Raw genomic sequence first — 25,350 nt, forward strand, 5'->3', positions numbered from 1 at the left:
GGTCTGATCCATTTCGTCGACCCACGAGTAACCTTTTACCCGCGCGCAAAACATGATCCCGGTCAAATAAAGTGACCAATTCAGCCGATCAGGTGTCGCAGCCCCTGCGTCACGTCCATGCGGACCGCCAGCCGCAGCCCCGGCTCATCCCCCGCCCGCAGCGCGGCCAGGATGCTGCGATGATGCTGCGGAGGCTCGTTCCTCCGCAGCCGTCCATAGAGCGCGCGCATGGTCGGGCCGAGCTGCAGCCAGACGGTCTCGGCCATCGCGAGCATCGCGGGCGCCTGGGCCCGGAGGTAGAGTGTCCGGTGGAACTCGAGGTTGGTGCGGATGTAGGCCACGGCATCGCCCTTCACGACCGCCTCGGCATTGGCGGCGTTGATGGCGGCCAGCCGGTCGAGCAGCGCGAAATGGGCGCGGGGAAGGGCGCGAGCCGCGAGTTCGGGCTCGAGCAGGGCCCGGATCGCCGCCAGCTCTTCGATTCGCTCCGGGCTGGGGTCGGGTGTCGCCACCCGGCCCGACGATGAGAGCGACAGGGCACCTTCGGCCACGAGGCGCCGGACGGCCTCGCGCGCGGGGGTCATCGAGACCTCGAAACTGCGCGCGAGACCGCGCAGCGTGAGAGCCTGCCCCGGCGACAGTTCGCCATGCATCACCTGTGCCCTCAGGGCACGATAAAGCCTCTCATGGGCGGCGGCGGTCAGGTCTGAGGGGCGCGTCTGGGTCGGCATGTGCGCGAGCAAGCACTCCTGCCCGCCTGCGGTCAATCCCCGAAGCGGAAGCCGTGCAGCGCCTGCCCATGCCGCCTCAGCCAGAGGCGGTGCGGGGCATAGTCGGGCATGAGCCGCGAGACCTCGGCCCAGAAGGCGGGCGAGTGATTCATCTGCGCCAGATGCGCCACCTCATGGGCCGCCACATAGTCGAGAACCGGCGGCGGCGCGAGAATCAGCCGCCACGAGAACATCAGGCAGCCGTCATGCGTGCACGACCCCCAGCGCGACCGCGTGTCGCGCAAGGTGAGGCGCGCATAAGAGCGTCCCAGTGTACGGGCATGGTGGTCGCAGGCCGCAGCGAGGCGCTCCCGCGCCAGCGCCTTGAGGAAGGCAGCCAGCCGCACCGGCGCCAGTGCGGGATCGCCGGGCACAAGAAGCGAATCATCCTCGATCCGAACGCAGCGCCCGCTTCCCGGCCGGACCAGAAGCTGTCGCCCCTCGACAGGCAGAAGCGTATCCAGCCCGACCGACGCCGTCCGGGGCACATCCAGCAGGGCGCGACGGATCCAGCCCTCCTGATCCCGGGCAAAGGCCAGCGCCTCGGCCTCTCTCGCCCGTGCAGGAACGGTCAGGGTGACGCGCCCGTCAAGCCGCGACACCCGCAGCGAAAAGCGCCGAGCCTGCGCCGACCGGCGCAGCGTGACCTCGACCGGAGGGGAACCGGGCAGAACGGGCATGGAAAATCTCCTTCCGGGCGGCAGTCTAACGGGCGGCCGGTCCAAGAAAAAGCAGTGAAAATTCGGCGGAACCTGCGGGTGGAAAGGCTTTGACAGTCCCGGGGGCTTGTGGCATGGCTCCCCAATTCTGCAGCAGACAGCCTTGCAAGGGGATCACCATGCCCAAGGAAGAATGGGGCACGAAGCGTGTCTGCCCGACGACGGGCAAGCGCTTCTACGACCTCAACCGTTCACCCGTCGTCAGCCCCTATACCGGCGAGGTCGTGGATATCGAAAGCGCGCGCCGGAAGGCCGTGGCGGCCGTCATATCGCGCGTCGCGCCCGAGAAGGACGACGAACTGCTCGTGGACGACATCGACGGCGAAGATGACCTGCTCGACTCCGAAGCGACGGAAGATACGGATGTCGATGATGACCTGCTCGAAGATGATTCGGACGACAACGTGTCGCTCGACGAACTGGCTGATGTGGCCGGCGACGACGAGGAAGGTTGAGAGCAGCGGAAGGCGATTTTTCCTCTTGCGCCTTCCGTCGTGAGACACTAGACAGCCCGAGCGAACCGGAAGCGGATCGCAAAGCCCAAGCGGATCGGCAACGGTCCGCACCTCCGGTGGGGTCATAGCTCAGTTGGGAGAGCGCTTGAATGGCATTCAAGAGGTCGGCGGTTCGATCCCGCCTGGCTCCACCAAAAATACAGAAAGCTCGGGTCGCAAAAAACTCCGCATCTCCAGCGGAGTTTTGTCTGTTTCGGAAGACGAGGGCCGTAGCCTTGCCCGGATCCTCATCGATCACTTCCATGAACCCCGCCTTTCAATGCGCGGCCTGCCTCCAGCCACTCGGCCAGATGCTCGGCGCTTCGCTTTCGGATCATGCGGTGGAAGCGGTCGCGCAGCACCGCGGCTGCGGCGAGTTCCCGCACCTTCGTCTCGATCGTGATGACCATGCGCGCCTCGTCCTGCGCAACGTCATCGTCTTGGCAATGGTGGGGGCTGCCGGACAGCTGACCGGAAGTGCGCTGCAAAGCACCGGCCTGAGGCGTGACCGCCGCTCTCCGCGATCGGTTCGGGTGACGGAGCAGAACTTGGTGGTCCCAGGGCGCTGAAGCGCGGCGCGAGCGTGGATGTCGGTGGTCTGACGGTCAGGGTTCTCCATAGGCCTTGAGGCGCAGCATCGTAGCCTTTGATTGCTGGTCCACGGTCCTGCCTCAACGTGATCCCGGTGCCGTCGCCCAGCAGTTCGGTGGCCCGTCGGCGCGGCGATACGGAATCCCCTCAACCAGAGACATCTACGACGGCACAGAGCGGAGCAGTCCGGAACCGGCTGGTCGAGGCCAGCCAGGCGCAGGAGGCTGGCGACTATCGCGCCCGGTTCTCATGTTTCCCGCAGGGCGCGGTTGAAATAGTCGGTGAAGGGCTTGAGCAGATACGCGATGGGAGAGCGTTCCGACGTCCGGATGAAAGCTTCGACGGGCATGCCGGGAAGAAGAGTGCGATCATCCAATTTCTCCATCTCGCCCGGCTCAAGCGCGATCTCTGCCCGATAGAAGGCGGTCTGCGTTCGGTTGTCGGTCAAGGCATCTGCCGAAAGGACCGATACATGTCCCGCGAGTTCGGGCGTAGTGCGGCTGGAAAAGGCCGAAAAGACGAGACGGACCGGCTGGCCTTCCCGCACTTCGTCGACATGGATCGGAGGAACCTGAGCGGCGATCACCAGCGGTCGGTCTTGGGGGATCAGGTAGAGAACAGGATCGGCGGGGCGAATGACGGCCCGTGGTGTCGTCACCTGCAAGCCGAGGACGATCCCCGAGACGGGAGCGCGCAGATCGAGCCTTTGGATCTGTTCGATCAGTGCGCCCCGCCGCTCTGCCAGTTCGAGTTCGCGGTAGCCGAAGTCGCGAAGCTGCGTGATGGCCTCCTCGCGGCGCGTGGAGCCGAGGCGCAGGATCTCGATGTCCAGTTCCGTGATGCGGCCCTCGGCGTTGGCGCGTGAAGCTGCGAGCTCGCCCAGTTCGCCTTGCAGTCGAGCCTGTTCGCGCTGCAGGCTGAGCACGCGGCTTGCCTGGGCAAGCCCCTTGGCGAGGAGTCCCTGCTGGTCTGTGAGCTCTTCCTCGATCAGGCGAAGCTGCGTGCCGAGCGCTGCCATCTGCGCGTCAACACCCGCGATCTGGCTGTTGATCTGGCCCTTGCGTTTGCCGAGCTGGTCGATCTGCTGCGCGAAACTCTCTCGCCGCGCAACGAACAGGCGTTGCTGGCCCTCGACCTGCTCGGCGACGGCGGTGCGTCCCTTGCCGGCCTCGAGAAGCTCGGGCCGGAAGGCGAGGGCTTCGGCGTCGTCGCGCTCGGCCTCGAGACGTGCCCGGCGGGCGAGCATCTCGAAGAGCTGCCCCTCGACGATCGCAAGTTCGGTGCGCAGGGACGCGCCGTCGAAACGCAGCAGGATGTCGCCGGCGCGGACGCTCGCGCCTTCCGTGACCTCGATGCTCTCGACGACGCCGCCATCCGGGTGCTGGACGACCTGGCGGTTCTGAGCGACCTCGATCTGGCCCGATACGACGATGGCGCCGGCAATGGAGGAGAAGGCGCTCCAGGTGCCGAAGCCGCCGACGAGAACGCCGAGCGTGAGGTATCCGATCAGGAGCGGCCTGCGGCTTGACCAGGAGGGGGAGCGGCTCATGACACGCCTCCGGGGCCGGCGTTTCGGACGATCTCGGTGTGGTTCTTGACCATTTCGCGCAGGACCGTGTCGCGCGGGCCGAAGGCCGCGCGCATGCCGTTTTCCATCACCATCAACAGATCGCATTCCTGAATGGCGGCGGGCCGGTGCGCCATGATGAAGACCGACCCTCCGGCCTGCTTCATCGCGCGGATCGCCGCGTTGAGGGCCAGTGACCCCTCATTGTCCAGATTCGAGTTGGGCTCGTCCAGAACGAGGAACACCGGATTTCCGAACATGGCCCGCGCCAGGCCGATTCGCTGGATCTGGCCGCCGGAGAGGCGGCCGCCCAGCGCCGACACACGGGTGTCGTAGCCGGAAGGCAGGGCCACGATCATGTCATGGGCGGCGGCCTTGCGCGCGGCCGCGACCACCGCCTCGCCATCCGGTGCACCGCGGAGACGGGCAATGTTCTCTCCGATCGTGCCCTCGAAGAGCGTCACGCGTTGTGGGAGGTAGCCGATGTAGCCGCCCAGCACGTCGGGATCATACTGGTCCAGCGCCGCACCATCGAGGCGCATATGACCCGCCGCCGGGCGCCAGACGCCGATGAGCGCGCGCGCGAGCGTGGACTTCCCGGAGCCGGACGGGCCGATCACCCCGAGCGCCTGGCCTGGTTCGAGCCGGAATGTCACGCCGCGCAGGACGGGCGTCATCTCTCCCGGTGGAACGACGGTCAGGTTCTGGGCCTCGATCAGCGCTCGCGGCCGCGGGAGGGCGATGCGTGCCGGTTCGACCGGCTGACGCGACAACAGCTCTCCCAGCCGCTTCCACCCTTCGCTGGCGCGCTGCACGAGCGACCATTGGCCGATGGCGCTTTCGATCGGGGCGAGGGCCCGACCCATCAGGATCGAGCCGGCGATCATCGCACCGGCGGTCAGCTCCTGTTGCAGGACGAGCCAGGCGCCCAGACCCAGCATCGCCGACTGCAGGAAGAGACGGAGCGTCTTGGTCAGCGTGCCGAAGGCGCCCGTGAGGTCGGACGCCGACATGTTCGACGCGAGGGCCACCGAACGCGCCTTCTGCCAGCGGTCGAAGCCGTTGCCGGCCATGCCCAGCGCCTGCACCACTTCGGATTCGGACTTCAGGTTCTCGGCGAAACGGTCCGCCTGCAACGAGACCATGTTGGCGCGCTGCATCGGCCCCTCGGAGAGGCGCTGGTTCAGCAGCGTCACCATCACGAGCACGGCGCCGCCACCGACGGCCAGCCATCCCATCCAGGGATGAAAGATGAAGATCGCGGCGATGAACAGGGGCGTCCAGGGGATGTCGAAGAGCGCGATCAGCACCGGCGACGCCCACAGGCGCTGCACCGCCTCGAGGTCGCGTTGGGCAGCCACGGCGGACGGATCGCCGGGGGCCAGCGAGAGCCTGCGGACCGATGCCTCGAACACCCGGCGATCCAGTTTCTCCTGAAAGCCCGCGCCCACGCGCGCCATCACGCGGGCGCGGGCATGGTCGAGGAAACCCATGGCCAGAAAGAGAAAGGTCACCAGGAGCGAGAGCGCGAGGAGCGTCTCTTCCGATCCCGAACCGAGCACCCGGTCATAGACCTGAAGCATGTAGAGCGGCCCGGTCAGCATCAGCAGGTTCACGAAGATGCTGAAGAGAAAAACCGCGGCCAGAGAGCCCATCGAGCTGTGTCGCGCGGCCCGCAACTCCGCCAGCCCCTTGCGAATGTCCATTCCGTTCATCTGAACCCTCTCGGCCCTGCATCCATGTCGCACGGCCGACTTACGATTTCGTTATCCGCCGCAACAAAGTTGGGCGAGAATCCCCGAGCCCCGAGGTGGTCCTGCATTCGCGCGTTGCCTTGTCCCTGCAAGCTGCTTATGCCTTGACCCTTGTTCGTAATAGCGATTCCTCTTCGCACGGCATCTTTCGCAGACCGGGATCATCAGCGTGGAACATCGAACTGCCAATTTCCGTGGATGCCGAATCGCGGCTCACGGCGCCCTTCTAGCCGTTCTCGGCGCCTTCGTCTCTGCCTGCGCCACGGCGGGGCCCACGCAGGCGATAAATGACCCAGACGAGGCCCACAACCGCCAGATCCACGAGTTCAACAAGGATGTGGACCGGACGGTCCTGCGGCCGGCGTCGCGGACCTATGCCGTCCTGCCCGATCCGGTGGAGCGCGGGATCGAGAACTTTGCCGAGAACCTCGATCTGCCGGGCGAGTCGCTCAACAGCCTTCTGCAGGGGCGGCCCGGGGCTGCGGTCGAGAATGCGGCGCGTTTCGTCGTCAACAGCACGATCGGGATCGGGGGTCTGTTCGACCCGGCCCGCTCGATGGGGCTGGAGGGGCGCGAAACCGGCTTTGGCGAGACGCTCTATACCTGGGGCGCCGACGAGGGGGTTTATGGCGAGGTGCCGTTCCTCGGGCCGCGGACCGAGCGCGATCTGGTGGGCGATGTCGTGGACATTGCGCTGAACCCGGTGCGGCTGATCGTGCCGCCCGGCGTGCGGACGGCGGGACGGGCGGCCGAGGCGGGCTCAATACTTGGTGATCGGGCGCAGTATTCCGAAACGATCGACTCTGTCCTATATGAAAGCGCGGACAGCTATTCGCAGGCCCGTCTGCTCTACCTGCAGAACCGGCGCTTCGAACTTGGTCAGACCGGCGGGACCGATGACGTCTTCATCGATCCCTACGCCGCCGATCCCTATGAGGAATACGATGCCCAATGACCTTTTCTTCGACGCACGGCCCAGCCGCCGGACCATGACGCTGGGCCTTGCCGCGGGCATCGCCGCCACCGTCCTGCCGTGGCGTGCGCTGGCGCTCGACACCGGAAGCGCGCGTGCGCTTGTGGTCGAGGCCGTGGCTCAGGTGAACCAGACCATCAACTCCGGCAAGTCCGAGCAGCAGATGTATGTCGAGTTCGAGCGCCTCTTCTCGCGCTATGCCGACGTGCCGGCCATCGCGCGCACCGCCCTGGGGGTCGCTGCCCGCGGCGCGAGCCAGTCCGAGCTTTCCGCCTTCACCCAGGCCTATCAGGGCTACATCGCGCGCAAGTATGGCAAGCGATTCCGCGAGTTCGTCGGCAGCGAGATCAAGGTGATCGACGCCCGCCCGATGAAGAGCGCGGTCGAGGTGATCTCGACGGCCTACCTGCGCAACGAGAATCCGTTCGAGGTGCGCTGGCATGTGTCGGATCGCTCGGGCCGGCCGGCGTTCTTCAACATCATCATCGAGGGCGTCAACATGCTTGCCTCCGAGCGGGCCGAGATCGGGGCGCTGCTCGACCGGAACCGCGGCTCGATCCCGGCCCTGGCCGAGCAGCTGCGCCGTTCAAGCTGAGAGACGCCGCCGGAGCGACCTGAAACGCCGCCCTTGGGGCGGCGTTCTGCTTTCGGAGCTTTCGCGGGGCCTCCCCGCGAACCGGCGGCCCCGCATCCGGCGGACGGGTCAGTTCCGGCCGCCGCCGAAGATCCCGAGCACGTCCCGCACGATCTGTTCGCCGGCGCTCGGCTGACGGGGTGCAGCCTGCCAGTCGCCCGTGTCCCGCGGCCGGGCGGCCTGCCAGTCGCCCGTATCCTGCGGCACGGGTTCTGTGCGGACCTCGGCCGTGGACTGGGGCGGCAGCCGGGGCTCGGGCACGATCTTGCGCAACGGGGCAGGGGGCACGCCCTCGTGCACCCGGACCATCACCTCGCGCCAGATCTCGGCCGGCAGTCCCCCGCCGGTCACGCCCTTGAGCGGTGTGTTGTCGTCATAGCCCATCCAGACGCCGGCCACATAGTCGGCGGTGAAGCCGACGAACCATGCGTCGCGCGCAGCCTGGGTCGTGCCCGTCTTGCCCGCGGCCTCGCGGTCGGGCAGGCGGGCGCGGGTGCCCGTGCCGCTGTTGATGACCTCGGTCATCATGTAGGTCAGAAGCTGCGCCGCCTGTTCGGAGATCACCCGCTCGCCGATGCCGCCTTCCTGCCCGATGAGCGGCGTCTCCTCGCCCTGAAGCCGCAGTTCCACGAGTCCATAGGGCTTGACGGCCGAGCCGCCGTTCAGGATGCCGGCATAGGCGCCCGTCATCTCGATGAGCGTGGCCTCCGAGACCCCGAGCGCGAGGGCGGGGCCGGCGGCAAGGTTGCTCTGGATGCCGAACTCCGAGGCGACCTGACGGACCTTGTCGCGGCCCACGGCCTCGGTGATCCGCACCGCCGGAATGTTCAGCGACTGTTTCAGGGCCGCGGTCAGCGTCACGATCCCGCGGAACTTCCGGTCGTAGTTCGCGGGCGTCCAGGGGCCGGAGCCCTTCACCATGACGGTGAGCGGGCTGTCGTCCACGAAATCCGCCGGGCTGTAGCCGAGATCCATCGCCGCCGCATAGATGAAGGGCTTGAAGGCCGAGCCGGTCTGGCGGAGCGCCTGCGTCGCCCGGTTGAACGAGCCCGCGGCCTCGAGCTTCCGGCCTCCGACCATCGCGCGCACCGCGCCGTCGGCCGACATCACGACAACGGCCGCCTGCGCCTTGGAGCCTTCGCTCACCTTGGACTTGAAGACATCGGCGAGCGCACCTTCGGCGGCTTTCTGCAGCCGCTGGTCGAGGGTGGTGCGGATGATCACGTCCTCGGTCGTGTCGCGCGTGAGGAAAGCGGGGCCCGATTCCATCACCCAATCGGCAAAGAAGCCGCCGGACCGGCTCTGGGCCGCCTCGGAGAGCTGGGCCGGATTGCGCCGCGCCTGCTCGGCCTCGGCGCGCGTCAGGTAGCCCTGCTCTTCCATGAGACCGATGATGACATTCGCCCGGTCGCGCGCCCGCTGAAGGTTCGCCGTCGGAGCGTAGTAGGACGGCGCCTTGAGCAGGCCCGCCAGCATTGCCGCCTCGGCCGCGTTCACCTGGCTTGCGGACTTGCCGAAGTAACGCTGCGCCGCCGCCTCGAAGCCGCGTGCGCCAGCCCCCAGATAGGCGCGGTTGAAGTAGATCGTCAGGATCTCGGCCTTGGTGTACTTGGCCTCCATCGCGAGGGAGAAGGGCACTTCCTTCACCTTCCGCCAGATGCCGCCCCGGCGGCAGTCCGCCTCATAGTCGGCCTCGCTCTTCCACTGTTGCGGATCGTACTGCACCCCGAGACAGAGCAGCTTGGCCACCTGCTGGGTGATCGTCGAGCCGCCGTTGCCCTCAAGCGGGCCGCGCCCCTCGGCCAGGTTGATCCTGACCGCCGAGGCGATGCCGCGGGGGCTGATGCCGAAATGCCGGTAGAAGCGGCGGTCCTCGGTCGCCACCACGGCCTCGCGCAGATGTTCCGAGACCTTGTCGGAGGTGACGAGGCCGCCGTAGGTCTCGCCGCGCCAGGCGAAGACCTTGCCCTCGCGGTCGAGCATGGTGACCGAGCCGCGGGCACGGCCGTCCACGAGCTGCGTCACCTCGGGAAGCTGCGAGTAGAAGTAATAGGCCGAGAGCCCCAGAACGAGGCCCACCACCGCGGCGATGCGCCAGCCCACGCCCCACAGGATGCGCCAGAAGAACATCACGATCCCCCAGATCAGCCCGAGCACCCAAGCTACTGCCGCCGAGAGCGGATCGCGCTTGCGGGGCCGCCGCCGAGGCGTTGACTTGGGCGGAGGCTTCGCGCCCCGCCCGCCGCCGCCGCCCTTCGATGTCGTCTTCTTCGCGGCCGGCGCGCCGTAGCGCCTGTCCGCGACCAGCGGCGGACGCCGCCCGTTCGACCCGCTCATGCCTCGTTGCCCGCCTTCTGGCTCTTGTGGACCTTCGTGCGACTCTACCCGCAGGGGCCGCGAATGTGGAGGTGAAGTGGCTTTGAATCCTCTCCGCATGTTGCATTAAAAATGGGCTATCCGGCGGGTAAGTGCAAAAAATGTGCAACTTCCGCGTCCCGGCCCTCTCCGTCTGGCGCCGTTTTGTTGTGCAGGACCCCACCAACGAGCCTCTTGGCCTCGTGGGGTCCGCAGCGGCCCGGTGCAGAACAGGGGATCGTCGTGAAACTGATCATTGCAGCAATCAAGCCGTTCAAGCTGGAGGAGGTGCGCGAGGCGCTCACCACCATCGGCGTGCGCGGCATGATGGTGACCGAGATCAAGGGCTTCGGCTCGCAGTCCGGTCACACGGAAATCTATCGCGGCGCCGAATATGCCGTGAATTTCGTGCCGAAGGTCCGCCTCGAGATCGTCGTGGCCGACAGCCTTGCCGACTCGGTTGTCGAGACCATCCGCACCACCGCCAAGACCGACAAGATCGGCGACGGCAAGATCTTCGTGCTCGATGTCGAACAGGCGGTCCGCGTCCGCACGGGCGAAATCAACGACGACGCGCTGTAACGCGGGCCGGCAGAGGGATAGGGTAAAATGAAGAAAATCTCGCAATTCATGGGGCTCTCGGCGCTCGCCGCGGCGGCGGCCCTGCCGGCCTGGGCCCAGGAGGCCGCGACCGATGCCGTCGAGGCCGTGGCCGAAACCGTCACCCCGGTGATGGACAAGGGCGACGTGGCCTGGATGCTGATGTCCACCGTGCTCGTGTTCTTCATGATCCTGCCGGGGATCGCGCTGTTCTACGGCGGCCTCGTGCGCGCGAAGAACATGCTCTCGGTGCTGATGCAGACCACGCTGATCGCCTGCACCGTCATGGTGATCTGGGTGATCTATGGCTATTCCTTCGCCTTCGGCGGCGGGACCAGCCCCTTCTGGGGCGGACTGGGCAAGCTGTTCCTGTCCGGGGTGACGGCCGACAGCATGGCGGCCACCTTCTCGGACGAGTTCGTCATTCCCGAATATCTCTTCATCTGCTTCCAGATGACCTTCGCGGCGCTGACGCCCGCGCTGATCATCGGCGGCTTCGCCGAGCGGATCAAGTTCTCGGCGGTGATGATCTTCACCGTGATCTGGGTGACCTTCGCCTACTTCCCGATCGCCCACATGGTTTGGGACGGCTCGGGCCTGATCTTCAACTGGGGCGCCATCGACTTTGCCGGCGGCACCGTGGTCCACATCAACGCGGGCGTCGCGGCCCTGATCGGCGCGATCATGGTCGGCAAGCGGATCGGGCTCGGCAAGGAGAACATGGCTCCGCATTCGATGGTCATGACCATGATCGGCGCCTCGATGCTGTGGTTCGGCTGGTTCGGCTTCAACGTGGGCTCGAACCTGGAAGCCAACGGCGGCGCAACGCTGGCCATGATCAACACCTTCGTCGCCACCGCCGCCGCCGTCGTGGCCTGGTCGCTGATCGAGGCTCTGGCCCGCGGCAAGGCCTCGATGCTGGGTGCCGCCTCGGGCATGATCTCGGGCCTCGTGGCGGTGACGCCGGCCTGCGGGACCATCGGCCCGATGGGCGCCATCGTGCTCGGCGCCGCGGCCTCGGGGGTCTGCTACTTCTTCGTGACCACGGTCAAGAACGCCATGGGCTATGACGACAGCCTCGACGTGTTCGGCATCCACGGCATCGGCGGCATCATCGGTGCGGTCGGCACCGGCATCTTCTCGGCGGCGACGCTGGGCGGCGTGAACGGCGACGACTATTCCATCGTCGGCCAGACCATCATCCAGATCCAGGCCGTCGTCGTGACGCTGATCTGGACGGCCGTCGTGTCGGTTGTGGCCTTCAAGATCGCCGATCTGATCGTGGGCCTGCGCGTCGATACCGAGAGCGAGCGCATCGGTCTCGACCAGACCGCGCACGGCGAGGCCGCCTATCACGGATGATGCGGATCGAGCGGCGGGATCTCCTCCCCCCGCCGTTCGAGAGGAAGGCCCGGATGAAGATCCGGGCCTTCTTCCCTTTCCAATCGGCCCCCCGCAGCACAGCCCATGCAAAAGGGGCGCAGGTCCGTGCCTGCGCCCCCCGAAGCGTCTCCGAGCCGTCGTCAGCCGCGCAGCACCTGCGCCACCGCCTTCGCCAGAACCGGCACGGTCGTGCTGTTCAGGCCCGCGATGTTCAGCCGCGAGTCGCCCACCATATAGACCGCATGTTCCATCCGCAGCTTCTCGACCTGCTCGGGCGAGAGGCCGAGCAGCGAGAACATGCCCCGATGCTCGGCCACGAAGCCGAAGCGGTTCGAGCCGGTCTCGGCCTGAAGCGCATCGGCGAGCTGGCGGCGCAGGGTCAGCATGTTCAGCCGCACCTCCTCAAGTTCGGACTTCCAGTCGGCGGTCAGGATCTCATCCTCGAGGATCATCGTCACCAGCCGCGCGCCGTGATCCGGCGGGAAGGAATAGTTCTGCCGGTTCAGGAAGTTGAGGTTGGCCTGCACCGTCGCCTTGGCCGACGCGTCGCCGATGGCCATGAGGATGCCCGTCCGCTCGCGGTAGATGCCGAAGTTCTTCGAGCAGGAGGCCGCGATCAGCACCTCGGGCAGCCGCGTGGCCAGAAGGCGCGTCGCCGCCGCATCCATCTCGAGCCCGTCGCCGAAGCCCTGATAGGCGAGGTCGATCAGCGGCAGCGCGCCGGCCTTGGCCAGCGCCTCGCAGATGGCGAGCCACTGCACCGGGTTCGGGTTCGCCCCGGTCGGGTTGTGGCAGCATCCGTGCAGCAGCACCACGTCACCCGCCTTCACCTGCGCGAGATCGGCCATCATGCCGTCGAAATCCACCGCGCCGGTCTCGACGTCGAAGTAGCGGTATTCCTTCATGGGAATGCCGAGATATTTCACGATCGACAGGTGGTTCGGCCAGGTCGGGTTCGAGATCCAGACGGTGGCATCGGGTGCGGCCATGCGGATCAGCTCGAGCGCCTGACGCACGGCGCCCGTGCCCCCCGGCGTGGCGACCGAGGCCAGCCGGTCGGACGGCACCGCCCCGGCAAGGATCAGCTTCGCCATGGCGGCGTTGTAGGCCGGCTCGCCCGCAAGACCCGTGTAGGTCTTGGTGGTCTCGACCTCCCACAGCCGCTTTTCGGCCGCCTTCACGGCCCGCATGACCGGGGTAAGCCCGGTCGGATCCTTATAGACGCCCACGCCCAGGTCGATCTTGTCCGCGCGCGCATCCTCGCGGAACATCTGGATCAGTTGCAGGATCTTGTCCGCAGGCTGCGGTTTCAGGGCGGTCAGCATTCCGTCGTCATCCTTTCGCGACCTTGAGATCGTCATACATGCCCCACTCGGCCCAGGACCCGTCGTAGAGCGCATGGTTGCGGTGCCCGAGGATCTCGAGCGCGAGGCTCAGGACCGCGGCCGTCACGCCCGAGCCGCAGGTGGTGATGGCGGGCTTGGAAAGATCCACGCCCGCCGCCTCGAAGATGGCGCGCAGCTCGTCGGGCGACTTCAACGTGCCCTGAGGCGTGAGGAGCGTCGGGAAGGGCACGTTCTTCGAGCCCGGAATGTGGCCGGAGCGGAGGCCGGGCCGCGGCTCGGCCTCGGTGCCCCGGAAGCGGCCTTCCGAGCGCGCGTCGATGATCTCGGCCTCGCCGAGCTTCGAGGCATGAGCGACCTGCGTCACATCCTTCACCAGCCCCGCCTGGCGCTGCACCGTCATGTGCCGGTCGCGCATCACGGGCGGCATGTCCTCGGTCGGATGGCCCTCGGCCTTCCATTTCGGCAGGCCGCCGTCAAGCACGGCCACGTCCGTCTTGCCCATCAGGCGGAAGGTCCACCAGACCCGCGCAGCCGAGCGCAGCCCCGAGCCGTCGTAGATGACGACCTGATGGCCGTCGCCGATCCCCATGGCCCGCATCCGGCTGATGAACTTCTCGGGTGGCGGCGCCATGTGCGGCAGCGCCGAGCGCCGGTCGGCGATCTCGTCGATGTCGAAGAAGCGCGCGCCGGGAATGTGCTCGGCCTCGTACTCCGCCCGTGGATCCCGGTTCTCCTGCGGCAGATACCAGGAGCCGTCGAGGATCCTCAGGTCGGGGTCGCGCAGATGGGCGGCGAGCCAATCGGTGGAGACGAGCGTTCGGGGATCATCGGTCATGTCGGGCTCCTCGGAAAGCCAATCCCGCTTAATCCTGCCGGTGCCCGCAGGCAAGCCCGCTCGGGCGTGGCGCGTGCGCGCAAGCCCGTGGTTCAGGAATGTTGCTTGAGCAGCCGCTGCTTTTCGCGGCCCCAGTCGCGCTTGGCTTCGGTCGCGCGCTTGTCGGACAGCTTCTTGCCCTTGGCGATGCCGATCTTGAGCTTCACGATTCCGCGGTCGTTGAAATACATGCGGATCGGCACGATGGTCATGCCTTCGCGGGCGGTCGCGTTCCAGAGCCGGGCCAGTTCGCGCCGCGAGACGAGCAGCTTGCGCTTGCGCCGCTCTTCGTGGCCCCAGGTCTTGGCCTGCAGGTAGGGGGCGATGTAGCCGTTGATCAGCCACAGCTCGCCATTTTCGACCGAGGCATAGCTTTCACCGATGTTCGAGCCGCCCTGCCGGAGCGACTTGACCTCGGAGCCCATGAGAATGATCCCGGCCTCGATCTCCTCCTCGATGAAGTAATCGAAGCGGGCGCGCCGGTTCTCGGCGATGAGCTTGCTGTTGGGATCGGAGTGCTTGACCATGACCGGACGGAGATAGGCGAGAGCCGGGCCGCTGTCCAGCGTCCGGCGCGCCGTGATGGGGCGGGGGAGCCGTCCGAGGGGGCATCGAACCCCCTCGGACGGCGCTGCCGCGGACGCGGAACGCCCGGCTCAGATCAGTCCGGCGTGGCGCATGGCGGCGTCGATGCGTGTCTTCGTCGGATCGGTGAGGCCCACGAGCGGCAGGCGCACCTCGTCCGAGCAGAGGCCGAGCTGCGAGAGCGCATATTTGGCCCCGACGAGCCCCGGCTCGAGGAAGATCGCCTCGTGCAGCGGCATCAGCCGGTCCTGGTACTCCAGCGCCGTGGCATAGTCGCCGCGCAGGGTTGCCTGCTGGAACTCGGCGCAGAGCCGCGGCGCCACGTTCGCCGTGACCGAGATGCAGCCCACGCCGCCGTGCGCGTTGAAGCCGAGCGCCGTCGCATCCTCGCCGGAAAGCTGGAGAAACTCCGCCCCGCAGGAGGCCCGCTGCTGGCTCACGCGCTCGATCTTGCCGGTCGCGTCCTTGACCCCGATGATCCGCGGCAGCTGTGCGAGCCGGCCCATCGTCTCGGGTGTCATGTCCACCACCGAGCGCCCGGGAATGTTGTAGATCACGATCGGCAGGTTGCAGCAGTCGTGAAGCGCGGTGAAATGCGCGATCAGGCCCGCCTGCGTGGGCTTGTTGTAGTAGGGCGTCACCACCAGCGCCGCGTCGGCCCCCACCCGCTCGGCAAAGCGGATCAGCCGGATCCCCTCGGTGGTCGAGTTCGACCCCGCGCCCGCGATCACTGGCACGCGGCCCGCGGCGGCCTGCACCACCGCCTCGATCACCGTCTCGTGCTCTTCGTGGCTGAGGGTCGGGCTTTCGCCCGTGGTGCCCACCGGCACAAGGCCGGTCGAGCCTTCGGCGATCTGCCAGTCAACCAGCTTCTTCAGCGTGTCCAGATCCAGTTCGCCGTTCTTGAACGGCGTCACAAGGGCGGGAATGGACCCTCTGATCATGACACGCAACTCCATCTGAATGGGCAGACTCGCCCGGTTGAACCGCGTCTTCCTAGCGCCCGGCGCAGGACTTGCCAAGTTGTCCCCAAGCCACGACGCGCTCGACAGCTTGTGTGTTGCGGGCGGGCACGGGCTTGGGCAGATTGCGCCCATGTCGCGCCCCACGTCCGCCCCCGCCCGCCTCCGCACGCTTCACCTCGTGGCCTGCCTGATCCTGCCGCTGATCTGCGCGCCCCTGCCCGCGCGGGCCGAGGATCCGGGCGCGCTCCGCCTTGCGCTCCGCGCTGCCTGGTCCAAGAACTGGAGCGAGGCGGCGGCGCAGGCGCGGGTTGCGGGGCCGCTCGCCCAGTCCCTCGTCGAGTGGCACCGGTTGCGCGCGGGCGAAGGGCTTCTCGGCGACTACGAGGGCTTTCTGGCGCGGCATCCCGACTGGCCCGGGCTGAAGCTCTTGCAGGACAAGGGCGAAGAGGCGGTGGCGCGCTCCTCGACACCCGCCCGGGTGATCGACTATTTCGGCTCGCGGACGCCGGCGACGGCGAAGGGGGCGCTTGCGCTTGCCCGCGCACTGGCGGAATCGAGCCGTCGCCCCGAGGCCGAAGCCGTCATCCGCCGGGCATGGACGACGCTGGCCTTCACGGCCGAAGAGGAATCGGCCGCGATCGCCGCCTTTCCCGACGTGCTTGTGCAGGCGCATGAGGCGCGGCTCGACATGCTTCTGTGGGAGAACCGGCCCGATCAGGCGCGCCGGATGCTGACCCGCGTTCCGGACGGCTGGAAGCGCCTCGCCGCGGCGCGTCTTGCGTTGCGCGCCGATGCGGACGGCGTGGACGCGCTGATCGCGGCCGTGCCCGCGGCCCTCTCATCGGATCCGGGCCTGGCCTATGAGCGGTTTCTCTGGCGCGCGCGGAAGGGGCGGACGGCGGATGCGGTGGCGCTGCTCATCGAACGGTCCGAGAGCGTGGCGGGCCTTGGCAGCCCCTCACTGTGGTCGGGCCGCCGTGCGGGGCTGGCGCGGGCGATGAACGAAAGGGGCGAGGCGCGCACGGCCTACCGGATCGCGGCGAGCCATCATCTCGAGGGCGGCGCGGACTTTGCCGAGCTGGAGTTCCTTGCGGGCTTCATCGCGCTGCGCAAGCTGGGCGATCCGGCGGCAGCCCTGACGCATTTCCAGCGCCTGCAGGCGGCGGTGCGGACGCCGATCAGCCTGTCACGGGCGCATTACTGGCAGGGCCGTGCGCTGGAGCAGCTGGGCCGCTACGACGCGGCGGGGGCGGCCTTCGCCGAGGGTGCGCGCTACCAGACGGCCTATTACGGGCTTCTGTCGGCCGAGCGGGCGGGCATTCCGCTCGATCCGGCCCTCATCTCGGTGCCGCGTGCGGGCGACTGGCGGCAAGCGGGCTTTGCCTCTTCGTCGGTGCTGGCCGCGGGTCGGCTGCTGCTGGCGGCGGGTGAGCGCGATCTGGGCAAGCGGTTCCTGCTGCATCTGGCCGAGAGCCTCGATGCCGGCGATCTCGGGCGGCTTGCCGAGATGGCGCTGGACATGGGCGAGCCGCATGTGGCGGTGCTGATCGCCAAGCAGGCGGCCGAGCAGGGGACGATCCTGCCGCAAGCCTATTTCCCGGTTCCCGATCTCGTGCCGGGCGATGGGCTGCCGGTGAGCCGGGCGCTCGCGCTCTCGATCGCGCGGCGCGAGAGCGAGTTCAACCCGGTGGTCGTCAGCCCGGCCGGTGCCCGCGGTCTTATGCAGGTGATGCCGGGAACGGCCAAGCTGGTGGCGCCGAAGCTGGGGCTCGACTACGAGCCTGCCCGGCTCACGCAGGATGCGGCCTACAACGTTCGACTCGGCACGGCCTATCTCGCGCAGCTTGTCGAGGAGTTCGGACCGTCGCTTGCGCTGGTGGCCTCGGGCTACAATGCCGGGCCCGGCCGGCCGAGGCGCTGGATCACCGAGTTCGGTGATCCCCGTTCCGGCGATGTGGATCCGGTGGACTGGGTCGAGCAGATCCCCTTCGCCGAGACGCGCACCTACGTCATGCGGGTGACGGAGTCGGTGGTGATCTACCGGGCGAAATTGCGTGGCAGCGGCGGCCCCGTCCGCATCACCCCCGAGCTTACCGGGTGAGCGGCGTCTCGCGGACGCTCCGGTGGAGCGTCCGAGCCGCGAACGGTCGCCCCGTGGGCGGCCAATGGGCGGCGTCTCGCGGACGCTCCGGTGGAGCGTCCGAGCCCCGAACGGTCGCCCCGTGGGCGGCCAATGGGCGGCGTCTCGCGGACGCTCCGGTGGAGCGTCCGAGCCCCGAACGGTCGCCCCGTGGGTGCCCGATGGGCGGCGCCGCGCGGCATCCGCATCGCGGGCCCGGGTTGTTGTCGTGTGCGCCAACCCCCGATGCCCGCCGATGGCGTGCCTTCCGTGGGTTAATCCTCGGACTTCACCTTCTTCTTCAGCGAGGCCTCGACCCGGAAGCTCTCGGGGATCGCGTCCGTCCCTTCCAGAACCAGCGCGGCCATCACCTCGCCGACCTTCGGAGCCATGCCGAAGCCGATCTTGAAGCCCCCGTTCGCCACAAAGTGCCCGGGCCGTCCCGGCCATTCGCCCAGCATCGGCGCGAGGCTGCGGGCGCGCGGGCGCAGGCCGGCCCAGCGGGTCAGGACCGGCGCCCCCTCGAGCCAGGGGCAGAGCGCCACCGCGCGGGCATGAACCTCGTCGAGCTGGGCATCGGTCGTGTCCGGCGCGACCCAGTCCTTCTCGGCGGTCGAGCCGACGGCGGTCGTGCCGTCGGCGTGGGGCACGATCAGGAGGCCCGGCCCGAAGATCTGCGGACGGTCGCGGGCGTCCAGGCCCACGACCATCGCCTGTCCCTTGACGCCGTTGCCGACCGGCTTGCCCAGATCCTGCGACAGCGCCTCGAGCCCCGCCACGCCGGTGGCCCAGACCACGGGCCCCGCCTCATCGCCCTCGCCGATCAGGATCTCGCCGCCTTTTGCGCGGATCGCCTCGACCAGCGCCGGCACCGCGAGCCGCGGGTTGAGTCGGGCCGTCAGCGTGTCGTGGATCACGAGGCCCGTGGGGCTTTGCGGCATGAACTCGCCGTCCGCCGGCACGACCTCCCAGGCAAAGCGGCCCTGCCAGAGCGTCCGGGCCTCCTCGGCGCGGGCGCGGGCATGGTCCACCGCGCGCGCGTCGGCCAGCGGCTGGAACCGGCCGAGCCGGTCGTAGCCCGTGGCAAGGCCGGAGGCCTCGGCCACCGCCGCCCACCACTCCTCGCCCATGGCGAGGCTCTCGAACTGGAAGGCCTTCTTCTCGTTCCACTGCTCGGGCACATGCGGCGACAGCGCGCCCACCACGCCCCCGGACGAGCCAGCGCCAATCCGCGCCGTCTCGATCAGCCGCACCCGCGCGCCACGCCGTGCCGCCGCCCAGGCGACCGCGAGACCGAAGATCCCGCCGCCGCGAATTGTCAGATCCGGCGTTGCCATTCGCCCTGTCCTCGCCCAATGTCCGCACCTTCGAAGACAGCAGGCTTAGGACAGATGCCAGCCACAGGCCAGAGCACGGATGTCGCTTCCGCGCAGGACCCCGCAGCGACGGCCGGCGGCCCGGCCAGCCTGGAATGGCGCGACGGGATCGTGCCGGTCTCGACGCGGTTCGACGATCCCTACTTCTCGCTCGCCGACGGGCTGGCCGAGACGCGGCACGTCTTTCTGGCCGGGAACGGGCTGCCGGGACGCTTCCGGGACGGGTTTGCGATCGCCGAACTCGGCTTTGGCACCGGGCTCAACATGCTGGCCACGCTGATCGCCTGGCGGCAGGCGGGGCGGCCGGGGCGGCTGCGCTACACCTCGTTCGAGGCCTTTCCGATGGAGGCGCGCGACATCGCCCGCGCCCTCCGGGCCTTCCCCGAGGCCGAAGCGGTGGCCGGCCCGTTTCTGGACGCCTGGGCCGCCGGTCATTCGCGCTTCGTGAATGACGGGCTCGAGGTCGAGGTGCTGATCGGCGATGCCCGCACCCGTCTGCCGGGCTGGGAGGGTCGGGCGGATGCCTGGTATCTGGACGGATTCGCACCGGCCCGGAACCCGGAACTCTGGTCCGACGCGCTCATGGCCGAGGTCGGGCGCCATACGACGCCCGGCGGCACCTTCGCCACCTACACGGCGGCGGGCCATGTCCGGCGCGCGTTGGCGCAGGCCGGCTTTGCCGTCACGCGCCAGCCCGGCCACGGCCGCAAGCGGCACATGACGACCGGAGTCCTCGGCGGATGACCGAACAGAACACGCGGCTTGGCATCGGGCTCATGGTGCTCACCACCTGCATCTTCGCCCTGCAGGACGGCATTTCGCGCCACCTGGCCGAACATTACAGCGTCTTCATGGTCGTGATGATCCGCTACTGGTTCTTCGCGGCCTTCGTGATCGCTATGGCCGCGCGGCAGGCGGGCGGTCTCGCGCCGGCCGTCCGGTCGCGCTTTCCGGTTCTTCAGGTGCTGCGCGGGCTGCTGCTGGCGGCCGAGGTCTGCATCATGGTCCTGGGCTTCGTGAAGCTGGGCCTTGTCGCCAGTCACGCGGTCTTCACCTGCTATCCGCTGCTGGTTGCCGCGCTCTCGGGGCCGGTGCTGGGCGAGCGGGTGGGCTGGCGCCGCTGGCTCGCCATTGCGGCGGGCTTCGTGGGCATCCTCATCATCCTTCAGCCCGGAGTTGCCGTCTTCTCGCCCTGGGCGCTGATCCCGCTGGGAGCGGCGTTGCTCTTCGCGATCTACTCGTTGCTGACACGCTATGTCGCGCGCGGCGACTCGGCGGCCGTCAGCTTCTTCTGGACGGGGACGGTCGGCGCGATCGCCATGAGCGCCGTCGGCCTCTGGCACTGGGAGCCGATGGCCCCCCAGGACTGGCTCTGGATGGCGGCGCTGTGCTGTTCGGCGGCGCTGGGGCACTGGTTCCTGATCCGGGCCTACGAGGTGGCCGAGGCGAGCGCGGTGCAACCCTTCGCCTATCTGCAACTTCCCTTTGCGGCGTTGCTCGGCTTCTTCGTCTTCAACGAGCGTCCCGAGATCAATGTCATCCTCGGCGCCTGCGTGGTGGTTTCGGCGGGGCTCTTCACCCTCTGGCGCGAGCAGGTGCGGGCACGGGCGCGCGCCGGAAGGTGAGCGCGGTCGGCTGGTCGGGCCGGGCAGTGTGGAACGATCCAGCCCCCGTGAAGGCGCGCAGGAGCAGTGCGAGGATCGCTCGCCGCTTTTCGCAGGGTCGGCTCTCCGACGCCTGCTGACGGCAACATCTTGGGGATAACCGGCCGGTTGCCGCCAGATCGAGGGTGGTGCGGTTGACTTGAGGCGCGTCAGGCCGGACGATGCCGCCCCCGACGGGAATCAGAAGGATCCGGCCTTGCGGTTCACCCGCCTCAGACTGAACGGCTTCAAGAGCTTCGTGGACCCCACCGACCTGGTGATCCACGACGGGCTGACGGGTGTCGTGGGGCCGAACGGTTGCGGCAAGTCGAACCTTCTGGAAGCCCTGCGCTGGGTGATGGGCGAGAACCGCCCCACGGCGATGCGCGGCGCAGGTATGGAGGATGTGATCTTTGCCGGGGCGGCCACGCGGCCCGCGCGCAACTTCGCCGAGGTGGCGCTGGTTCTCGACAACGCCGACCGGCTGGCCCCCTCGGGCTTCAACGACGCCGACACGATCGAGATCGTGCGCCGGATCACGCGGGATGCGGGCTCGGCCTACAAGGCCAACAGCAAGGATGTGCGGGCGCGCGACATCCAGATGCTGTTCGCCGACGCCTCGACCGGGGCGCATTCCCCCGCGCTCGTGCGGCAGGGCCAGATCTCGGAGCTGATCAACGCCAAGCCCAGGGCCCGTCGCCGCATCCTCGAGGAGGCGGCGGGCATCTCGGGCCTCTACCAGCGCCGGCACGAGGCCGAGCTGCGGCTGGCGGCGACCGAGCAGAATCTTGCGCGGGTCGAGGATGTGCTCGACCAGCTGGCCCAGCAGCTCGCCACGCTGGCGCGGCAGGCGAGGCAGGCGGCGCGCTATCGCGAGATCGGCGAGGAACTGCGGCGGGCCGAGGGCTCGCTGCTCTATCGCCGCTGGCGCGAGGCGGATCTGGCGCGGACCGAGGCGCTCGCGATCCTGCGCGAGCGGATGATGGCCGCGGGGAACGCCGAGGCCGCCGCGCGCAAGGCCGTCCTCACCCGCGCCGAGGCCGAGGAGACGCTGCCGCCCAAGCGCGAGGAAGAGGCGATTGCGGGCGCCGTGCTCCAGCGGCTGTCGGTGCAGCGCGATGCGCTGGCCGCCGAAGAGGATCGCGCGCGGGCCACCATCGCCACCCTGACCTCGCGGGTGGACCAGCTGGCCCGCGACATCGAGCGTGAGGCCGGCCTGAACCGCGACGCGGCCGACACGATCGGACGGCTGGAATGGGAGCGCGGGGCGCTCGAGGCGGCGCACGAGGGCCACGACGAGCGGCTGGCCGAGGCCGCCGAGGCGGCGCGGGAGGCGGGGGCCGCGCTCAGCGAGCGTGAGGAGATCCTGTCGGAGCGCACCGAGGATGTGGCGCGGCTGTCGGCGCGCCACCAGTCGGCCCAGCGGATGCTGGCCGACAGCCGCACGACGCTGGCCAGATCCGAAGCCGAGGCCGCGCGCGCGCGTGAGGCGGTCGAGACGGCGTCAGAGGCGCAGGAGCGCGCGGCCGAGGCCTGGGAAGAGGCGGCGGCCCTGCAGGAGGAGGCGCAGGAGCGCGCCGAGGCCGCCGAGGAGGCGCTGGTTCAGGCCGACGAGGCGCGGGCCGAGGCGCAGTCGCGCGAGGCCGAGGCGCGGGCGCAGCGGTCGGCGGCCGAGGGCGAGGCCAACGCGCTGCGGGCCGAGGTGGCGGCTCTGGCGCGGCTCGTCGAGCGCGAGGCGCAGGCGGGCAGCCAGCTTCTCGACCGCATTCAGGTCGAGCCGGGCTTTGAGGCGGCCTTGGGTGCGGCACTCTCCGACGATCTGCGCGCGCCCGAGGTGGCGGCGGATGCGCCCTCTGGCTGGGCCGCGCTGCCCGATTATGACGCGACGGCCCCGCTGCCTGCGGGCGCCGAGCCCCTCGCGCCGCATGTGGGCGTGCCCGAGGTGCTGCGCCGCCGGATCGGCCAGATCGGCCTCGTCGGCCGCGATCAGGGCGCGGCGCTCCAGCCGCTGCTGCAACCGGGTCAGCGGCTGGTGAGCCTCGAGGGCGACCTCTGGCGCTGGGACGGGTTTCGCGCGGGGGCTGAGGATGCCCCATCGGCCGCGGCCCTGCGGCTCAGGCAGTTGAACCGGCTGGTGGCTCTGAAGCGCGACCTGGAGGAGGTGGCGGCCCGCGCCGAGGGCGCGCGGCAGGGGCACGAGGCGCTGCAGGCCCGGCTTGCGCAACTGACCCGCGCCGATCAGGAGGCGCGCGAGGCCCGCCGGGCGGCCGACGCCCGCGTGACCGAGGCGAGCCGTGCGGCCTCGAAGGCCGAGGCCGAACGCTCGATCGCGGGTGGCAAGCTCGAATCGGCGCGCCTTGCGGTGAAGCGCTACGAGGACGAGGCAATGGAGGCCCGCGCGCGGCTGCGCGAGGCGGAAGGCGTGGCTGCGGCCCTGCCCGATCTCGAGGCGGCGCGGGCGGGCATCGAGGATCTGAAGATGGCGGTCGAGGCCGCCCGGATCGCGATGATGTCGCGCCGGTCGCTCCATGACGAGTTGCGCCGCGAGGGCGAGGCGCGGGTGAAGCGGCGGCAGGAGGTGACGAAGGACCTCTCGGGCTGGAAGCACCGGCTGGAGACCGCCGAGAAGCGCAGCACCGAGCTGGCCGAGCGCAAGGCCGAGACCGAGGAGGATCTGCGCGAGGCCGCCGAGGCGCCCGAAGAGATCGCGGCCCGGCGCGAGGAGCTGGCCGAGGCCATCGAGGCGGCCGAGGAGCGCCGTGCCCGTGCCGCCGACGCGCTGGCCGCCGCCGAGGCCGGGCTGCGCGCCGCGCAGGAGGCCGAGCGCGAGGCCGAGCGTCAGGCGGGCGAGAGCCGCGAGGCGCGCGCCCGCGCCGAGGCCCGGGCCGATGCCGCGACCGAGGCGCTGCAGCTGGCCGCCGAGCGGATCCGGGAAGAGACCGAACGGACGCCCCAGCAGCTTCTCGAGACGCTGGCGGTCGATCCCGAGGCCATTCCCTCCGTCGAGGCGCTGGAAACCGACGTCGCGCGGCTCAAGCGGCAGCGCGAGGCGCTTGGCGCGGTGAACCTGCGCGCCGAAGAGGATGCGCAGGCCGTCCAGACCGAGCATGACACGCTGAAGGCCGAGAAGATCGATCTCGAGGAGGCGGTGAAAAAGCTGCGCGCCGGCATCCAGGGCCTGAACCGCGAGGGGCGCGAACGGCTGCTGACCGCCTTCGAGCAGGTGAACGGCAGTTTCGGCACGCTCTTCACCCATCTCTTCGGCGGCGGCGAGGCGCGGCTGGTGATGGTGGAAAGCGACGACCCGCTGGAAGCCGGGCTCGAGATCATGTGCCAGCCGCCGGGCAAGAAGCTGTCGACTCTGTCGCTGCTGTCGGGCGGCGAGCAGACGCTGACGGCGCTCGCGTTGATCTTCGCGGTGTTCCTCGCCAATCCGGCGCCGATCTGCGTGCTCGACGAGGTGGATGCGCCGCTCGACGATGCCAACGTCACGCGGTTCTGCGACCTGCTGGACGAGATGACCCGGCGGACCGAGACGCGGTTCCTGATCATCACCCATCATGCGGTGACGATGGCGCGCATGGACCGCCTGTTCGGCGTGACGATGGCCGAACAGGGCGTGAGCCAGCTTGTCTCGGTGGATCTGAAGAAGGCCGAGGCGCTGGTCGCCTGACGGGCGTGCGCCGCGGGGAATCGTCCTGCGCCCGAGCGGCCGCTCGATGCGCGCATGACGTTCAAGCCACCCCGCCTCCATCGGCTGCGGCTATCGCATCTTGCAGGACCAGCGCCCGAGCGGCGGCGGCACCGGCCGAGCGCAGTGGCGCTCCAGATCTTCTTGGACTGATAAGCTTGCGCGGATACCGGAGGGCACGGCCGGAAGGCAGGTTTGCGCGGAAAGGGCAGGGTTCGTGCCGCCTCCCCGCGCGGGAACGCGCCATGGATGCGCCGACGGGATCTCGGCAAACCCGTGCGGAACGCGGCGAGCCGTGGCGTCGGCCCGTTCGGGGTCCGGCGGCCGGGATCCGCCGGCTCACGCCAATTTTCCCAACATGATCGATTGCGTTAACGACACGTTAAAACATTCTGGCCCAAGGTGAGACAAGTTCTCGGCAAAATCGAAGGAAAGCCAGAATGCATGTCCTGATCGTGGAAAGCCGCGAGGATCTTGCCAGCCAATGGGCCGAGCGGCTGCGCGAGGGCGGCATCACGGTTCATGTGACCCACAGCCAGGAATGCGCGGTGCGGGTGCTCTGCGCGCACCGGATCCAGGTGGTGATGCTGGACCTGATGCTCGATGAAGGCTCGGCGCTGGCGGTGGCGGATTTCGCGGCCTTCCGGCAGCCCTGGGCGAAGGTGGTGTTCCTGACGGACACGGCCGTGTTCTCGGACGGGTCGATCTTCAGCCATTGCCAGAACGCCTGTGGCTATTTTGCCATCTCGACTCCCGTGAACGATCTGGCAACCATTGTCGAACATTACGTTCACGCCGCCTAGGGTGCGCATTATTATTATCATACGACCCCCGTATTGTGAAATATTCTTTCGGATAGCTTGATTTTTTACCATTTGCCCCCAGACTCACATTTGAGCACCAGGGAGTCA

At 68.7% G+C, this 25,350-nt stretch carries 21 protein-coding genes, 1 tRNA gene and 1 pseudogene; 11 read left to right on the forward strand and 12 right to left on the reverse strand.

Annotated features, from left to right (window positions below; translation table 11 throughout):
- Positions 1-80: 80 nt before the first annotated feature.
- Together LV780_RS00470 and LV780_RS00475 are read right to left on the reverse strand one after the other, a co-directional pair.
- On the reverse strand, positions 81-731 hold the full coding sequence (locus tag LV780_RS00470; RefSeq protein WP_011907161.1) for a GntR family transcriptional regulator: 651 nt from the start codon (positions 729-731) through the stop codon (positions 81-83).
- A gap of 32 nt (positions 732-763) precedes the next feature.
- Positions 764-1,450: a M48 family metallopeptidase gene (locus LV780_RS00475; RefSeq protein WP_108219987.1), complete on the reverse strand. Its 687-nt coding sequence runs from the start codon at positions 1,448-1,450 to the stop codon at positions 764-766.
- A gap of 158 nt (positions 1,451-1,608) precedes the next feature.
- Between LV780_RS00475 and LV780_RS00480 the strand changes: the two genes are divergently transcribed.
- The gene (locus LV780_RS00480; RefSeq protein ID WP_085996539.1) at positions 1,609-1,944 is read left to right on the forward strand and encodes a TIGR02300 family protein; all 336 of its coding nucleotides are present in this window, start codon (positions 1,609-1,611) and stop codon (positions 1,942-1,944) included.
- Between the two features lie 118 nt (positions 1,945-2,062).
- Positions 2,063-2,138: transfer RNA gene (locus LV780_RS00485), tRNA-Ala, on the forward strand.
- Between the two features lie 93 nt (positions 2,139-2,231).
- On the opposite strand, the gene LV780_RS00490 is transcribed toward LV780_RS00485, so the two are convergent.
- From LV780_RS00490 to LV780_RS00505, 4 genes and pseudogenes are all read right to left on the reverse strand, one after another.
- Entirely contained in the window at positions 2,232-2,393 is a 162-nt protein-coding gene (locus LV780_RS00490) for a hypothetical protein (protein WP_180325172.1), read from the reverse strand.
- A gap of 261 nt (positions 2,394-2,654) precedes the next feature.
- Positions 2,655-2,809 (reverse strand): annotated as a pseudogene (locus LV780_RS00495) (transposase); the annotation flags it as partial.
- A 12-nt stretch (positions 2,810-2,821) separates the two neighbouring features.
- The gene (locus LV780_RS00500) at positions 2,822-4,123 is read right to left on the reverse strand and encodes an HlyD family type I secretion periplasmic adaptor subunit (protein WP_011907182.1); all 1,302 of its coding nucleotides are present in this window, start codon (positions 4,121-4,123) and stop codon (positions 2,822-2,824) included.
- Positions 4,120-5,856 (reverse strand): type I secretion system permease/ATPase, encoded by a 1,737-nt coding sequence (locus LV780_RS00505; protein WP_108219988.1) that lies wholly within the window; start codon positions 5,854-5,856, stop codon positions 4,120-4,122. Before LV780_RS00505 ends, LV780_RS00500 begins: the two co-directional genes overlap by 4 nt.
- 208 nt (positions 5,857-6,064) lie before the next feature.
- Here LV780_RS00505 and LV780_RS00510 point away from each other — a divergent pair, with 208 nt between their 5' ends.
- Both LV780_RS00510 and LV780_RS00515 read left to right on the forward strand, forming a co-directional pair.
- A complete protein-coding gene (locus LV780_RS00510) occupies positions 6,065-6,850 on the forward strand; it encodes an MlaA family lipoprotein (protein ID WP_011907184.1) in 786 nt (261 codons plus the stop codon).
- A complete protein-coding gene (locus LV780_RS00515; RefSeq protein WP_108219989.1) occupies positions 6,840-7,463 on the forward strand; it encodes an MlaC/ttg2D family ABC transporter substrate-binding protein in 624 nt (207 codons plus the stop codon). Before LV780_RS00510 ends, LV780_RS00515 begins: the two co-directional genes overlap by 11 nt.
- 108 nt (positions 7,464-7,571) lie before the next feature.
- Here LV780_RS00515 and LV780_RS00520 read toward each other — a convergent pair whose 3' ends face one another.
- Positions 7,572-9,839, reverse strand: coding sequence for a transglycosylase domain-containing protein (locus LV780_RS00520; protein WP_108219990.1), 2,268 nt, complete (start codon positions 9,837-9,839; stop codon positions 7,572-7,574).
- A gap of 261 nt (positions 9,840-10,100) precedes the next feature.
- On the opposite strand from LV780_RS00520, the gene LV780_RS00525 reads away from it, so the two are divergent.
- Positions 10,101-10,439 (forward strand): P-II family nitrogen regulator, encoded by a 339-nt coding sequence (locus LV780_RS00525; protein ID WP_101341140.1) that lies wholly within the window; start codon positions 10,101-10,103, stop codon positions 10,437-10,439.
- Positions 10,440-10,466: 27 nt separating this feature from the next.
- A complete protein-coding gene (locus LV780_RS00530; protein WP_011907188.1) occupies positions 10,467-11,819 on the forward strand; it encodes an ammonium transporter in 1,353 nt (450 codons plus the stop codon).
- A 161-nt stretch (positions 11,820-11,980) separates the two neighbouring features.
- Here LV780_RS00530 and LV780_RS00535 read toward each other — a convergent pair whose 3' ends face one another.
- The 4 genes from LV780_RS00535 to dapA all read right to left on the reverse strand — a co-directional run bounded on the left by LV780_RS00535 (position 11,981) and on the right by dapA (position 15,589).
- The gene (locus LV780_RS00535) at positions 11,981-13,165 is read right to left on the reverse strand and encodes an amino acid aminotransferase (protein ID WP_117344867.1); all 1,185 of its coding nucleotides are present in this window, start codon (positions 13,163-13,165) and stop codon (positions 11,981-11,983) included.
- A gap of 7 nt (positions 13,166-13,172) precedes the next feature.
- The gene (gene sseA, locus LV780_RS00540) at positions 13,173-14,021 is read right to left on the reverse strand and encodes a 3-mercaptopyruvate sulfurtransferase (RefSeq protein ID WP_117344868.1); all 849 of its coding nucleotides are present in this window, start codon (positions 14,019-14,021) and stop codon (positions 13,173-13,175) included.
- A 92-nt stretch (positions 14,022-14,113) separates the two neighbouring features.
- Positions 14,114-14,587 (reverse strand): SsrA-binding protein SmpB, encoded by a 474-nt coding sequence (gene smpB / locus LV780_RS00545; RefSeq protein WP_011907191.1) that lies wholly within the window; start codon positions 14,585-14,587, stop codon positions 14,114-14,116.
- Between the two features lie 129 nt (positions 14,588-14,716).
- Entirely contained in the window at positions 14,717-15,589 is an 873-nt protein-coding gene (gene dapA / locus LV780_RS00550; protein ID WP_108220134.1) for a 4-hydroxy-tetrahydrodipicolinate synthase, read from the reverse strand.
- Positions 15,590-15,740: 151 nt separating this feature from the next.
- On the opposite strand from dapA, the gene LV780_RS00555 reads away from it, so the two are divergent.
- Positions 15,741-17,711, forward strand: a complete 1,971-nt coding sequence (locus tag LV780_RS00555; protein ID WP_108219992.1) for a lytic transglycosylase domain-containing protein — start codon at positions 15,741-15,743, stop codon at positions 17,709-17,711.
- 293 nt (positions 17,712-18,004) lie between these two features.
- Here the strand turns inward: LV780_RS00555 and LV780_RS00560 are convergent, their stop codons facing one another.
- Positions 18,005-19,066, reverse strand: coding sequence for an NAD(P)/FAD-dependent oxidoreductase (locus LV780_RS00560; RefSeq protein ID WP_101341138.1), 1,062 nt, complete (start codon positions 19,064-19,066; stop codon positions 18,005-18,007).
- 54 nt (positions 19,067-19,120) lie between these two features.
- On the opposite strand from LV780_RS00560, the gene mnmD reads away from it, so the two are divergent.
- The 4 genes from mnmD to LV780_RS00580 all read left to right on the forward strand — a co-directional run bounded on the left by mnmD (position 19,121) and on the right by LV780_RS00580 (position 25,242).
- Positions 19,121-19,849 (forward strand): tRNA (5-methylaminomethyl-2-thiouridine)(34)-methyltransferase MnmD, encoded by a 729-nt coding sequence (mnmD, locus tag LV780_RS00565; protein ID WP_108219993.1) that lies wholly within the window; start codon positions 19,121-19,123, stop codon positions 19,847-19,849.
- Positions 19,846-20,730, forward strand: coding sequence for a DMT family transporter (locus LV780_RS00570; RefSeq protein ID WP_117344869.1), 885 nt, complete (start codon positions 19,846-19,848; stop codon positions 20,728-20,730). Before mnmD ends, LV780_RS00570 begins: the two co-directional genes overlap by 4 nt.
- A 235-nt stretch (positions 20,731-20,965) precedes the next feature.
- Positions 20,966-24,421: a chromosome segregation protein SMC gene (gene smc / locus LV780_RS00575; protein ID WP_108219994.1), complete on the forward strand. Its 3,456-nt coding sequence runs from the start codon at positions 20,966-20,968 to the stop codon at positions 24,419-24,421.
- A 458-nt stretch (positions 24,422-24,879) separates the two neighbouring features.
- On the forward strand, positions 24,880-25,242 hold the full coding sequence (locus tag LV780_RS00580) for a DNA-binding transcriptional response regulator (RefSeq protein WP_011907213.1): 363 nt from the start codon (positions 24,880-24,882) through the stop codon (positions 25,240-25,242).
- Positions 25,243-25,350 lie beyond the last annotated feature (108 nt).

The organism is Cereibacter azotoformans (assembly GCF_021391315.1).
GTDB classification, from domain to species: Bacteria; Pseudomonadota; Alphaproteobacteria; order Rhodobacterales; family Rhodobacteraceae; genus Cereibacter_A; species Cereibacter_A azotoformans.

What these genes read in the sequence shown, in the direction of transcription:
- LV780_RS00470 (WP_011907161.1), bottom strand. Translation starts at nt 731, where the DNA reads ATGCCGACCCAGACGCGCCCCTCAGACCTGACCGCCGCCGCCCATGAG.
- LV780_RS00475 (WP_108219987.1), bottom strand. Translation starts at nt 1,450, where the DNA reads ATGCCCGTTCTGCCCGGTTCCCCTCCGGTCGAGGTCACGCTGCGCCGG.
- LV780_RS00480 (WP_085996539.1), top strand. Translation starts at nt 1,609, where the DNA reads ATGCCCAAGGAAGAATGGGGCACGAAGCGTGTCTGCCCGACGACGGGC.
- LV780_RS00490 (WP_180325172.1), bottom strand. Translation starts at nt 2,393, where the DNA reads ATGGTCATCACGATCGAGACGAAGGTGCGGGAACTCGCCGCAGCCGCG.
- LV780_RS00500 (WP_011907182.1), bottom strand. Translation starts at nt 4,123, where the DNA reads ATGAGCCGCTCCCCCTCCTGGTCAAGCCGCAGGCCGCTCCTGATCGGA.
- LV780_RS00505 (WP_108219988.1), bottom strand. Translation starts at nt 5,856, where the DNA reads ATGAACGGAATGGACATTCGCAAGGGGCTGGCGGAGTTGCGGGCCGCG.
- LV780_RS00515 (WP_108219989.1), top strand. Translation starts at nt 6,840, where the DNA reads ATGCCCAATGACCTTTTCTTCGACGCACGGCCCAGCCGCCGGACCATG.
- LV780_RS00520 (WP_108219990.1), bottom strand. Translation starts at nt 9,839, where the DNA reads ATGAGCGGGTCGAACGGGCGGCGTCCGCCGCTGGTCGCGGACAGGCGC.
- LV780_RS00530 (WP_011907188.1), top strand. Translation starts at nt 10,467, where the DNA reads ATGAAGAAAATCTCGCAATTCATGGGGCTCTCGGCGCTCGCCGCGGCG.
- LV780_RS00535 (WP_117344867.1), bottom strand. Translation starts at nt 13,165, where the DNA reads ATGCTGACCGCCCTGAAACCGCAGCCTGCGGACAAGATCCTGCAACTG.
- sseA (WP_117344868.1), bottom strand. Translation starts at nt 14,021, where the DNA reads ATGACCGATGATCCCCGAACGCTCGTCTCCACCGATTGGCTCGCCGCC.
- smpB (WP_011907191.1), bottom strand. Translation starts at nt 14,587, where the DNA reads ATGGTCAAGCACTCCGATCCCAACAGCAAGCTCATCGCCGAGAACCGG.
- dapA (WP_108220134.1), bottom strand. Translation starts at nt 15,589, where the DNA reads ATGATCAGAGGGTCCATTCCCGCCCTTGTGACGCCGTTCAAGAACGGC.
- LV780_RS00555 (WP_108219992.1), top strand. Translation starts at nt 15,741, where the DNA reads ATGTCGCGCCCCACGTCCGCCCCCGCCCGCCTCCGCACGCTTCACCTC.
- LV780_RS00560 (WP_101341138.1), bottom strand. Translation starts at nt 19,066, where the DNA reads ATGGCAACGCCGGATCTGACAATTCGCGGCGGCGGGATCTTCGGTCTC.
- mnmD (WP_108219993.1), top strand. Translation starts at nt 19,121, where the DNA reads ATGCCAGCCACAGGCCAGAGCACGGATGTCGCTTCCGCGCAGGACCCC.
- LV780_RS00570 (WP_117344869.1), top strand. Translation starts at nt 19,846, where the DNA reads ATGACCGAACAGAACACGCGGCTTGGCATCGGGCTCATGGTGCTCACC.
- LV780_RS00580 (WP_011907213.1), top strand. Translation starts at nt 24,880, where the DNA reads ATGCATGTCCTGATCGTGGAAAGCCGCGAGGATCTTGCCAGCCAATGG.